10 protein-coding genes are annotated in these 12,348 nt (G+C 65.2%); 8 read left to right on the plus strand and 2 right to left on the minus strand.

All coding sequences use genetic code 11. From position 1 onward, the window contains the following. Positions 1-60 precede the first annotated feature (60 nt). The 3 genes from M0209_RS03075 (at position 61) to M0209_RS03085 (ending at position 7,474) form a co-directional block, all read left to right on the plus strand. Complete coding sequence (locus M0209_RS03075) at positions 61-1,134, plus strand: hypothetical protein (RefSeq protein WP_258886838.1); 1,074 nt, start codon at positions 61-63, stop codon at positions 1,132-1,134. Between the two features lie 52 nt (positions 1,135-1,186). After that, positions 1,187-6,274: a hypothetical protein gene (locus tag M0209_RS03080; protein WP_258886839.1), complete on the plus strand. Its 5,088-nt coding sequence runs from the start codon at positions 1,187-1,189 to the stop codon at positions 6,272-6,274. Positions 6,275-6,589: 315 nt separating this feature from the next. Beyond that, positions 6,590-7,474, plus strand: a complete 885-nt coding sequence (locus tag M0209_RS03085; protein ID WP_258886840.1) for a fructose bisphosphate aldolase — start codon at positions 6,590-6,592, stop codon at positions 7,472-7,474. 40 nt (positions 7,475-7,514) lie between these two features. Here M0209_RS03085 and M0209_RS03090 read toward each other — a convergent pair whose 3' ends face one another. Beyond that, the gene (locus tag M0209_RS03090; RefSeq protein ID WP_258886841.1) at positions 7,515-7,802 is read right to left on the minus strand and encodes a GIY-YIG nuclease family protein; all 288 of its coding nucleotides are present in this window, start codon (positions 7,800-7,802) and stop codon (positions 7,515-7,517) included. Between the two features lie 106 nt (positions 7,803-7,908). On the opposite strand from M0209_RS03090, the gene thiE reads away from it, so the two are divergent. The 5 genes from thiE to M0209_RS03115 all read left to right on the plus strand — a co-directional run bounded on the left by thiE (position 7,909) and on the right by M0209_RS03115 (position 11,733). Then, positions 7,909-8,571 (plus strand): thiamine phosphate synthase, encoded by a 663-nt coding sequence (thiE, locus tag M0209_RS03095; protein ID WP_258886842.1) that lies wholly within the window; start codon positions 7,909-7,911, stop codon positions 8,569-8,571. Between the two features lie 203 nt (positions 8,572-8,774). Continuing rightward, on the plus strand, positions 8,775-9,761 hold the full coding sequence (locus M0209_RS03100) for a L,D-transpeptidase family protein (RefSeq protein ID WP_258886843.1): 987 nt from the start codon (positions 8,775-8,777) through the stop codon (positions 9,759-9,761). Continuing rightward, positions 9,758-10,318, plus strand: a complete 561-nt coding sequence (locus tag M0209_RS03105) for a M23 family metallopeptidase (protein ID WP_258886844.1) — start codon at positions 9,758-9,760, stop codon at positions 10,316-10,318. The genes M0209_RS03100 and M0209_RS03105 overlap by 4 nt, the downstream gene beginning before the upstream one ends. Positions 10,319-10,350: 32 nt before the next feature. Next, a complete protein-coding gene (gene efp / locus M0209_RS03110) occupies positions 10,351-10,917 on the plus strand; it encodes an elongation factor P (protein WP_258886845.1) in 567 nt (188 codons plus the stop codon). A gap of 3 nt (positions 10,918-10,920) precedes the next feature. Continuing rightward, positions 10,921-11,733 (plus strand): inositol monophosphatase family protein, encoded by an 813-nt coding sequence (locus M0209_RS03115; protein ID WP_258886846.1) that lies wholly within the window; start codon positions 10,921-10,923, stop codon positions 11,731-11,733. An 18-nt stretch (positions 11,734-11,751) separates the two neighbouring features. On the opposite strand, the gene M0209_RS03120 is transcribed toward M0209_RS03115, so the two are convergent. Then, positions 11,752-12,213, minus strand: coding sequence for a YbjN domain-containing protein (locus tag M0209_RS03120; RefSeq protein WP_258886847.1), 462 nt, complete (start codon positions 12,211-12,213; stop codon positions 11,752-11,754). Positions 12,214-12,348 lie beyond the last annotated feature (135 nt).

Genomic DNA, 12,348 nt, shown 5'->3' on the forward strand with positions numbered 1-12,348 from the left:
GGGGAACGCGCCGGCCCGCATGCTGCCCGAAGGCGGCGACGTTAATTCCGGGGACCAGACATGACACTTCGTTCGACCTTCGTGAGCGCCGGGGCACTGGCCGCCGCGCTCCTCGCCGCCACACCGGCTTTTGCCGCGGGCACAACGGCGGGTTCGTCGATCAACAACACCGCCACGCTCAACTATTCGGTTGGTGGCGTGGCGCAGACGGCGGTGTCATCGAACACGGCGACGTTCGTGGTCGATCGCAAGATCAGCATGACGCTGACCGAGCCGGGCAATGCCACGACCAGCGTGTCTCCGGGCGCGGTGAACCAGGTTACGACCTTCCTGTTGACCAACACGTCGAACGCGGCGCTCGATTTCGGCCTGGCGCTTGCCCAGCCGGCCGGTGGTACGGCGGCGCACGGCGGCACGGACAATTTCGACGTTACGGTGCCGACCTTCTGGATCAATACCGGTCCGAGCGTCGGCAGCGCGACCTATGACCCGGCAAACTCGACGCCTGTCACCTATATCGACGAGCTCGCAGCCGACGCGACCAAGTATATTTTCGTCCTTGCAACGGTGCCGATCACCCGGGTCAGCGGCGATGTCGCCGGTGTCACCCTGACAGCACAGGCGCGCGCAAGCGGCACTGCAGGGACGCAGGGTGCCGTGGTGACCGAGACAGCCGGTGCGAACACGGCCGCGATGGATACGGTGTTCGCCGATGCGGCGGGCGCGACCGATGCGGCGCGCGACGGCCAGATCTCGGCGCGTGACGATTACACCGTTTCGGCGGCAACTTTGACGATTACGAAAACCAGCAAGGTTATCTCCGATCCGCAGAACGGGACGACAAATCCCAAGCTGATTCCGGGGGCCGTGGTGGAATATTGCATTCAGGTCGCCAATGCGGCGGGTGGCGCAACCGCGCAGGCACCGTCGGTCAGCGACGTCGTACCGGCGCAAACCACCTATGATGCTACCTTCGGGATCAAGCTCAATGGCACGGTCACGGCTGGCGTCTGCAACGCCGATGGGACGACCGGCGGCACCTACACAGCGGGCACCACCACGGTGTCGGGCACACTGAGCGATGTCGCCGCAGGCGCGACGCGCACCCTCTACTTCCGCGCAACGATCAACTGAGGACGACAAAGGGCGGCGGTCGAAGTTGGACCGCCGCCCGCCAGAAAAAAACATGCGTACCGGGCTTAACCATATCAGGACGGTTTTCTCCGCCGTCGCCGCCCTCGCCACCCTGTCGGCGGGAACGGACCTGCGCGCCCAGAATACGACGATCAGCAACACCGCGACCGTCCAGTGGCAGGCCGGGTCCAGCACCGTGGTCCGCAATTCGAACCGCGTCGATATCATCGTCGGATCGACGCCGACGCCCGTGCTGTCGCTGTCCACTTTCCAGTTTTCCGGCGATCCGAACGCCGAACGCCTGACGGTGCCCGAGACGATCTGTCGCGGCACCGGCGGCGAAATCCCCGTCACCTTGACCGGAGCCTTTGCGAGCACCCCGCTCGATCCAGCGTCCGTCGAGCGCACCATGCGCATCCGGGCGGGCGAGCCGCTGGTTGTCGGCATCACGTCGTCCGCCGACAACCGCGATGTCGATGCCGTGGATACCATGACGGTCGTGCTGGCAACGCCCGCAGGCGACGCCGAGACCGTCATCCTGCGTGAAACCGGTGCGAATACCGGCTATTTTGCCGGCATGATACGAACCGTTGCGGTTCCTCCCGATCCGGTTCGCGGCGATTGCCAATTGTCGGTGCGTCCGGGCGACTCGCTGACCTTGTCCACCAGCCGTGAAAACGGATCGCTGGTGGCGTCGTCGCCCGTCGAAGTCCTGATCGACCCGTTCGGCATTGCATTCGACAGCGGCGACGGTGCGCCTGTGCAGGGCGTCCAGGTTACGCTGATCAACGCCGACACCGGCCAGCCGGCGATCGTCTTCGGCGACGATGCGGTGTCGCGCTTCCCTTCGACGTTGCTCACCGGATCGACCGTTACCGATGCAAGCGGGCTCGTTTATCGCTTCCCGATCGGCGACTATCGCTTCCCGTTCGTTGCCCCCGGGCGCTACCGCCTCGTCGTCGGGCCGCCCTCGCCCTATACCGCGCCGTCGCTGTCGACGCCGGCCGAACTCGCCAACCTGCGCCGCCCCGATGGCGAACCCTATGCGGTCGTTGCCGGGTCGTACGGCGGCATCTTCGTGCTCAACGATCCACAGCCGGTCCGGATCGACATTCCGCTCGACCGGCCGGGTGCCGCGCTGGCGATTCGCAAGACGGCGTCTCAAGCGGTCGTCGTCCCCGGCGACGGCGTGCAATACAAGGTTATCGTGACCAACGGCGACGCGGCGCGCGCGACGGGCGCGATCACGATTACCGACTTCCTGCCCGACACGATGCGCCTGTCGCCGCAATCGGTTCGCTACAATGGTATTCGTGCAGCCTATACGGTTAGTACTGACGGCAAACGTCTGTCGGTGCCGGTCGGCAGCCTTGCCGCGCGCGCTTCGGGCACCTTGACCTATCTTCTGGAAGTGCGTCCAGACGCGCCATCGGGCCAGACGATGAACCGGGCGCAGGCGACCGACAGCCGTGGCACGACCAGTGCGGTTGCCGATGCGATGGTCCGCATTGCGCGCGACGGCATCGGCGACCGGCTAACCATCATCGGTCGCGTCACCGACGGCGGCTGTGCGGTCGATCCGAACGCCGCCAACGGCGTCGCCGGGGTGCGTGTGATGCTGGAGGACGGCAGCTATGCCGTCACCGACATCGACGGGCGCTATCATTTCGAGGGCGTCCTGCCCGGCACGCACGTCGTCCAGATCGATCCCTCGACACTCGGCCCCAATCTGGTGCCGTCCGATTGCGCCGAGAACGCACGCAGCGCGGGCAGCGCGATCTCGCGCTTCGTGACCGGGCAGGGCGGCGTGCTGCTCCGCGCCGATTTCCGTGCCAAGTCGGGCCTCAATACCGCGCTGCCACAAGGCAAAGCCGCCGCGCGGGCCAAGCCGGTCAGCGACCCCGAAGCCGCCGGTGCCAACCGTGACTGGGTGTCGGGCGAGGCGCCGGGCGTGGGTTGGGTCTTCCCAGCGCCCGACCATAATCCGCGTACCAAGGCGATCCGCGTCGCAATCAAGCATCTGCCCGGCCAGACCGTGGCGCTGTCGGTCGACGGCAAGCCCGCCAACCCGCTGTCGTTCGACGGCGACCGCAAGTCGGGCGACGGCCAGGTGCTCGTCAGCCTGTGGCGCGCGATCGACATCGGCGACCGCGACACGGTGCTCAGCGCCGTCGTCACCAACGCCGACGGCAGTGTCGCCGAGCGCCTGACCCGCACTGTCCATTATTCGCCCGCTGCGATGTACGCCGAATTCGTCCGCGAAAAATCGGTGCTCGTCGCCGATGGCGTGACGCGCCCGGTCATCGCGATCCGCCTGACCGACCGCGACGGAAAGCCCGTCCACCACGGCATCACGGGCGATTTCAGCGTCCCCGCGCCCTATGCCGCCGCCGTCGAGGTCGATGCCCAAGCCGCGCGCCAGCTCGCCGGTCTCGAACGTGCCCGTCCCGTCTATCAGGTGATGGGCGAAGAGGGCATGGCCTATATCGAGCTCGAGGCGACGACCGCTTCGGGTGCGCTGACCGTCACTCTGCCGTTCCGCGACGGCCAGATCACGCGCGCGCAAAAAATCGACCTGTGGCTCGATCCGGGCAATCGCCCCTGGACGCTCGTCGGCTTGGCCGAGGGCACGATCGGGTTCAACAGCGTCGAACGCCAGCTGCAGGATCTCCCCGCGAACAGCCGCGAGTGGCTGACCTCGGGTCGCCTCGCGCTCTATGCCAAGGGCCGCATCCTCGGCAAATGGCTGATGACGCTGGCGTATGACAGCGCGAAGAAGGGCGACGATGCCCGTTTCGGCGGCGTCATCGACCCGACGTCGTACTACACGATCTACGCCGACCGCAGCGAGCGCCGCTACGACGCCACCTCGGTCCGCAAGCTGTACCTGAAGCTCGAGCGCCCGCAGTTCTACGCGCTGTTCGGCGATTACCAGACCGACCTCAGCGATACGCAGCTGACGCGGTACAACCGGGCATTCAACGGCGTGAAGGCGCAGTACCGCAGCAAGCAGGTCGGCGCGACCGCGTTTGCCGCCGACACGCCCTATCGCCACCGCCACGAGGAGTTGCAGGGCAATGGCCTGAGCGGTCCTTACGGTCTCGGCGCGCGCGACATTCTGCCCAACAGCGAAGTCATCGTGCTCGAAACGCGCGACCGGCTCCGCAGCGACCGGGTCGTGGAACGCAAGACGCTCACCCGTCATATCGATTACGACATCGACTATGTCGCGGGGACGCTGCGCTTCCGCTCGCCGGTGCTCAGCCGCTCGTCGGGCTTCGATCCGCAGTTCATCGTCATCGACTATGAAGTCGACGGCATCGGCCAGCGCGTGCTCAACGCCGGTGGCCGCGCGACGTGGAACACCGCCGACAAGAAATTGCAGGTCGGCGCATCGGTCATCCATGACGAGAGCGATACGGCCAAGACCAATGTCGGCGGCGTCGATGTGCGGTACCAGCCGAACAGCTCGACCGAGATCCGCGCCGAACTGGCGATGAGCCGCGCGACCGCCAAGCCCGGCACGACCTTGCCCGTCACCGGCAATCGCACCGCCTGGCTGGTCGAGGCCGAGCATCACGGCACCAAATACGATCTGCTCGCCTATGCGCGCCAGCAGGAGGGCGGCTTCGGCGTCGGCCAGCTCGGCGCGAGCGAAAACGGCACGCGCAAGTTCGGCTTCGACGGGCGGCTGCGCCTGTCCGAACAGCTCTCGCTGATCGGCAGCGCGTGGCAGGAAAGCTATCTGAACAGCGTCGCGCGCCGTCAGGCGGGCCGTGCGGGCATCGAGTATCGCGGCAAGACGATGGACCTGCATGCGGGCCTCATCCTTGCCAACGACCGGCTCGACAACGGCACCGAAGCCGGATCGACGATCGCCCAGCTCGGCGCGACCAAGCGGATGTTCGACAACCGGCTCGAAGTCGATGCCCAGGCCGAATTCGCGCTGGGCAAGAGCGCGAGCATCGATTTCCCGGCGAAGCACCGCCTGGGCGCACGCTTCGCGATCACGCCCGAAGTGGCCGTGGTCGGCTCGTACGAGATCGCGCGCGGCGACAGCATCAAGGCGGACACGGCGCGCATCGGCTTCGACGTGCGGCCCTGGGCGGGTGCGCGCATCGTCGCGGCGGCCAATCGCCAGACCATTGGCGAATACGGCCCGCGCAGCTTTGCCGATTACGGCCTTGCCCAGTCGCTGCCGCTCGGCAAGCGCTGGACGGTGGACTTCACGCTCGACGGGTCGAAGACCCTGGGCGGGATCGACCCCAACCGCGTGCTCAACCCGGCGCAGCCGGTGGCGACCGGCGGGCTGGTCGGCACCGACGGCACGCTGACCGAGGATTTCACGGCGGTGACGGCGGGCGCGACCTATCGCGGCGACCGCTGGAGCTGGACCGGGCGCGGCGAATATCGCAGCGGAGACCGCACGACGCGCTACGGCGTCATCACCTCGGCCTTGCGTCAGCTCGGCGAGGGACAGGCCATCGGCGGCACCTTTAGCTGGTTCCGCGCGGCGGAGAAGGCGGGTACGACCACCGAGACGACGGCGCTGGCGCTCAGCTGGGCGCACCGCCCCGACGACAGCCGCATTGCTTTCCTCGAAAAGCTGGAACTGCGCTCGGACATCCTGCGCAACGCGATCCAGGGCGTTCCCGGCCCCATCGGCGGCGCGCCGCTGCTGGTGTCGGGCGACGCGACCTCGCGCCGCATCGTCAACAGCTTCAGCCTGAACTGGTCGCCGGTGGCGAAAGGCGAAGGGCGGTATCTCGGCCGTAGCGAAATCGCGCTGTTCTGGGGCAGCCGCTATGTCTTCGACCGCGTCGGCGCGGACGATATCAAGGGCTGGTCGAACCTCGTCGGCCTCGATGCGCGCTGGGACCTGTCGCAAACGCTCGATATCGGCCTGTCGGGTACGGTTCGTGAAAGCGCGGGCGGCAAGGCGATCAGCTATTCGGGCGGCCCCGCCATCGGCATCTCGCCGTTCAAGGGCGGCTATATCCAGGTCGGTTACAACGTCCTCGGCTTCCACGACAATGATTACGCCGACGCGCGCTATACGCGCAAAGGGCCGTTCGTGACGCTGCGCTTCAAGTTCGACCAGACGACCTTGCAGGGGATGGGCCTGGGTTCGCGGCGGTAGGGGTTCCCTATTGCGGCAGTGAGACGGGTTTCACGCAAAGGCGCAAAGAAGAAATCCAAGGCGCAAAGAGGGTGCACTCGTTTCGGCCTCTCCGCGAAGCGGCTTCATTTTACTCGACGGCGACAGCTAAATCCAAATCCGCTTCGCGGAATGTGGCCGGAAGCGTGAACCCTTCGCGCCTTTTTTCTTCTTTGCGCCTTTGCGTGAAACCCGTCCCTCAGTTTCAACCGGGCTTCAGTCGAAGGTCGCAACGCAGTTGCCCCTGGCTGTTCCCCCCGCTATCGGCCCGCCAGCACATACGTATGCGGAGCCATCATGCCTGACACTGCCACCCTCGACAGTTTGCGTTCCGGCGCAGGCTTTATCGCTGCGCTCGACCAGAGCGGCGGGTCCACGCCCAAGGCGCTTAAGGGGTACGGCATCGAGGCCGACGCATTTTCGAATGATGAGGAGATGTTCGGCCTGATCCACGACATGCGGTCGCGGATCATCACTTCGCCGTGCTTCAATGGCGAGAAAGTGCTCGGCGCGATCCTGTTCGAACGGACGATGGACGGGCATGTCGACGGCAAGCCGACGCCCGCAGCGCTGATCGAGCGCGGCGTCGTGCCGTTCATCAAGATCGACAAGGGGCTGGAGGACGAAGCGAACGGCGTCCAGTTGATGAAGCCGATCGCGGGGCTCGACGACCTGCTGACCCGCGCCAAAGCGCTCGGTGTGGCGGGGACCAAGGAGCGGTCGGTCATCAATCTGGCGAACCAGACTGGTATCTCGGCCATCGTCGCGCAGCAGTTCGAGATCGGGCGACAGGTGCTCGCGCACGGCATGGTGCCGATCATCGAGCCCGAGGTGAACATCAAATCCCCAGAGCGCGCCGCCGCCGATACGATCCTGCGCGATGAATTGCTCAAGACGCTCAACGCGCATGACGGCGACCCCGTGATGCTCAAGCTGTCGATTCCCAGCGAACCAAATCTGTTCGTCCCGCTCGTCGATCATCCCAAAGTGCTGCGCGTCGTCGCGCTGTCGGGCGGCTTCGCGCGGCCCGAGGCGTGTGCCGAACTCGCCAAGAACCGCGGCATGATCGCGAGCTTCAGCCGCGCGCTGCTCGAGGACCTCCGGCATCAGATGGGCGATGACGAATTCAACGGCGCGCTGGGCGGGGCGATTAGTGAAATTAGCACGGCATCGGCCACTTAGCCCCGTCATTCCCGCGAACGCGGGAATCCAGCTTCTTCTTCTACCCGTTCAGCCGGTCGAACAGATCTTCCCAGTTCGGGTTCGCTTGTTCGATGAGCTCGATTTTCCAATCGCGGTTCCATTTTTTGAGTGCCTTCTCGCGGGCGATGGCATCCACAACCAGCTCGGTCTGCTCGACATAAACGAGCCGATAAGCATCATAGCGTCGGGCAAACTTCGATCCCGTTCCGGTCTTATGCTGCCACGTTCGCCGTGCGATATCGCGGGTGACGCCGATATACGTCGTGCCGCGATAGCGATTGGCGAGGATGTACACCCAGGCGGACATTCCGGCAGCTTACCGCGACTGAACGAAAGAAGAAGCTGGATTCCCGCTTTCGCGGGAATGACGGGTGAGGGCTGACATTTCGGCACTCCGCACTAGAGCGGTGCGGATGGAAGACATTTTAGCCGACGACTTCGCCGCCCAATTCCCCCGCGAGCGCCGCCCCGCGTGCCAGCTTTACCTCATCTCCCCCCTCGACGTGAGCGGCACTTTCCCCGACCGGTTGCGCCGCGCGCTCGACGCCGGGCCGGTGGCGGCGTTCCAGTTTCGGGTGAAGGGCGTCGACCAGCACGAGGCCGTCCGCCTTGGCGAGCCGCTGCGGCGCATCTGCGCCGATGCCGACGTCGCGTTCATCGTCAATGACTCGGCGTCGCTGGCGAAGCGGTTGGGTGCGGACGGCGTGCATCTGGGGCAGGGCGACGGCGATGTGCGGGAGGCGCGCGAGATGCTGGGGCGCGAGGCGCAGATCGGCGTCACCTGCCACGACAGCCGCCACCTCGCGATGGAGGCGGGCGAGGCCGGCGCGGACTATGTCGCGTTCGGCGCGTTCTACGACACGACGACCAAGCCCAGCGAATATCGCCCCGATCCGTCAATCCTCGGCTGGTGGACGACCTTGTTTGCGTCACCGTGCGTGGCCATCGGCGGGATCACGCCGGAGAATGCCGCGCCGCTGATTGCGGCGGGAGCGGATTTCATCGCGGTGTCGAACGCGGTGTGGGGCGGGGATGAGGCAGCGGCGGTGCAGGCATTCGCGGAAGTGCTTGGCTGAACCTCCCTCTCCCTCTGGGCTGTTTCACCCGAAACTGGCGACACGCGCCCCCTAGGCGCGGCGGGGTGAGGGATAGCGCTGCTCCAATTGAAGCACCGCAATCCCTCTCCCTCCCGCGCTGGTGCGCGAGGTCCCTCTCCCCAGAGGGAGAGGGAGGAAGAAGGGCGCGCAACCCTTTGACTCCCCGCTCGTTTCACCCCGCGATGAAACACTTCCTCCTCGCCGGAGCCTTGCTCCCGCTCGTTGCCTTTGCCGCCCCCACGGCGGCACCCGTCAAACCCGACATGAAAATTCTGCAGCTGCAGGTGGTGTTGGCGAAACTGGGCTTTTCGCCCGGCGTGCTCGACGGAAAGAGTGGGGAGTCGCTCAACGATGCCGTGCGCGGCTTTCAGGAATCGCGCGGGCTGGCGAAATCGGGCAAGCTCGACACGGCAACGCAGCAAGCATTGGCCCCCTACGCCAGCATTGAACCGACGAAGAGGCTCACCCTGACCGACGTATCGTTGCGCGGTCCCTTCACCTCGCCGTTCCCGAAGGAAGAAGCCGACAAGTCCAAGCTCGCCTCGCTCGACTACCGCAACGCGCTCGAGGCGCTGGCGGAGCGTTTTCACACCACCAATGCGACGCTGATCGCGCTCAACGGCGGCGATACGCGGCTGGCGCCGGGGGTCGAGGTGGTGTTCCCCAACGCGCTGCCGTCGTCGCGCGATTACGACACCAAAGACAACGTCTGGCGTGCACGGCTCAATGCGCTCAATGTCAGCGCCGCCCAACCCGAAGCGGCAAAGATCGTCGTCGACAAGTCCGACCGCGTGCTGCGCGTGTATGACAAGGGCGGCAAGCTGGTCGCGCAATTTCCGGCGACGATGGGATCGAAGACCGATCCGCTGCCGATCGGTCGCTGGACGATCAGGGGCATCAGCTACAACCCCGACTGGCAATACAATCCCGCGATCCTGAAGCGCGCCGACAAGTCCGATCCGAAAATGCGGATTCCGCCCGGCCCGAACAATCCCGTTGGCGTCATGTGGATCGACCTGTCGAAGCCGCACTACGGCATCCATGGCACGCCCGACCCGGACAAGATCGGTCGCGCGGAATCGAATGGGTGCATTCGCCTGACCAATTGGGATGCGGCGCGCCTGTCGCTAATGGTGAAGGCGGGGGTGCCCGCAATCTTCCAGCCGTGAACCGGTTCGGCTGGGGCTTTGCGGTGTTGCTGGCCGTTGTCGCCGGACTGGCACTATTCGGTGGGGGCAGGGGAACACCGCGCGCGGCAACCGATGCGGGTGCGCCGTCAGCGACGGCTCTCGTGATCCCGGTCGAAGGCGTAAGCGCGCATAAACTCGCCGACACCTGGGAACAGTCGCGCGAGGGCGGCGCGCGGGTGCATCAGGCGATCGACATTCCTGCACCCGGCGGTACGCCGGTCGTCGCCGCCATGGCGGGACATGTCGAGAAATTGTTCGACAGCGCGCGGGGCGGCCTGACCGTCTATATCCGCGACACATCCGGTCGCTGGCTCATCTATTATGCACATCTGTCCGGCTACGTAGCGGGGCTGCGCGAAGGGCAGGGGGTGGCCGCGGGCGAGCAGATCGGATTTGTCGGCGACACCGGCAATGCGGGGCAAGGCAACACGCACCTGCATTTCGCGCTGCACCGCATGTCACCGGGCGACCGCTGGTATGAGGGTGCACCGGTCAATCCCTACCCCTTGCTTGCGGGAAAGCGCGACGCCCGCTAGACGCGCCGCTCGCTCTTTCCACAGGTGAACGCATGAAGATCAACGCGGTCGAAATCCGCCCCGGCAACATTTTGGAATATGAAGGCGGGCTGTGGCGCGCGGTCAAGATCCAGCACACGCAGCCCGGCAAGGGCGGCGCGTATATGCAGGTCGAAATGAAAAACCTGCGCGATGGCCGCAAGACCAATGTCCGCTTCCGCTCCGCCGAAAGCGTCGAGCGCGTTCGCCTCGACCAGCGCGATTTCCAGTTCCTGTACGCTGAGGGCGACGATCTGGTCTTCATGAACAAGGAAACCTACGACCAGGTGACGCTGCCGCGCGACCTGCTCGGCGATGCCGCCGCGTTCCTTCAGGATGGCATGGATGTCGTCATGGAAATGCACGAGGACGAGGCGCTGTCGGTGGCGCTGCCCGATACGATCGAGGCGATGATCGTCGAGGCCGATGCGGTGGTGAAGGGACAGACGGCGTCGTCGTCGTACAAGCCCGCGATCCTTGAAAATGGCGTCCGCGTGATGGTCCCGCCGCATATCGGCGCAGGCACACGGATCGTGGTCGATGTGTACGAGCAGACCTATGTGAGAAGGGCGGAAGGCTAAGCCATGCCCTCCCACTCCGGTGTCATGACCGTCATGGATCGCGCCGCGCGCAAGGCGGCGGTCAAGCTTCGGCGCGATTTCAACGAGGTCCAGCAGCTGCAGGTCAGCCGCAAGGGGCCGGCCGATTTCGTATCGATGGCCGACAAGGCCGCCGAGGAGACTTTGTATGAGGAACTCAGCCGGGCACGCCCCGACTGGGGGTTCCTTGGCGAAGAAGGCGGCGAGCGCGCGGGCGACCCGAACAAGCCGCGCTGGATCGTCGACCCCCTCGACGGCACCACGAATTTCCTTCACGGGATGCCGCATTTCGCGATCTCGATTGCGGTCGAAGAGCCGATGGCATCGGGCAAGCGCGAGATTACCAGTGGCCTCGTCTATCAGCCGCTGACCGACGAGGCGTTCTGGGCCGAAAAGGGCAAGGGCGCCTGGCTGACCGACCGGCGTCTCCGCGTGTCGTCTCGCCGCGACCTTGCCGATTGCGTGATCGCCACCGGTATTCCGTTCCTCGGCCATGGCGATTTCGCGCAGTGGAGCCGTATCTTCGGCGCAGTCGCGCCTGATGTCGCGGGCATCCGCCGCTTCGGCTCGGCGGCGCTCGATCTGGCCTGGGTCGCGGCGGGTCGGTATGACGGTTATTGGGAAAGCGCGCTGCAAAGTTGGGACGTTGCCGCGGGCATTTTGCTCGTGCGTGAGGCGGGCGGCTTCGTCACCGACTTCCGCGGCGGCGACCGCGCCATCGAGCGGCAGGAAGTCCTCGCCGGCAACGACCAGGTCCATTCGCGTCTGCATAAGGTGATTGCCGGGGCGTTGCGGTAACGCCCCGGCGTCGCGTGCTCAGCCCGCGATGTGCTTTTCGAATGCACCCATCACAGCGACCCAGAATTCCAGATTGTCCTCGAACAGCTTCGTCGACATGCCGCCGTCGTCGAGGTCGAGGTCCATTTCGATTCGTGCATTGCCACTGTCCGAGATATAGGCGCGCGAGAACCGTTTTTTGGAGTTCCAGTCGTTCATCTGGCTGAGCGATGGCTTGCGGTCGCTGTATCCCGCATAGAACTGGACCGTGCGGCAATCGGTGTTTTTGGTGCAACCGAAAAAGAACACCGAAAAATTGCTACCGCCTGACGAACTGTTGATCATCGGATCGCCGCTGTTGTCCTTGGTCAGCGTCGCCTTGTAGCCCGCATTTTGCATGGCGCTGACGATGCTTTGCGGACTGGTCGCGCTGATCGCTTCTGCCTGTGCGGCAGCGCCGAGTACCAGTGCGCCGAGTGCGGCGAGGTAGTGAAGTTTCATGGCATGTCCCCCTGTTGAATGCGAGACGCGTTTAGCGCGCTTCAAATAGCGCGAACACTCCCATTTGGGGTATATCGAAACGCGCCACACTCACCTTGCACCGCAATATCCCCTGTCCTAAAGCCGCGTCGAAAG

This window comes from Sphingomonas sp. SUN039 (assembly GCF_024758725.1).
GTDB lineage: Bacteria > Pseudomonadota > Alphaproteobacteria > Sphingomonadales > Sphingomonadaceae > Sphingomonas_O.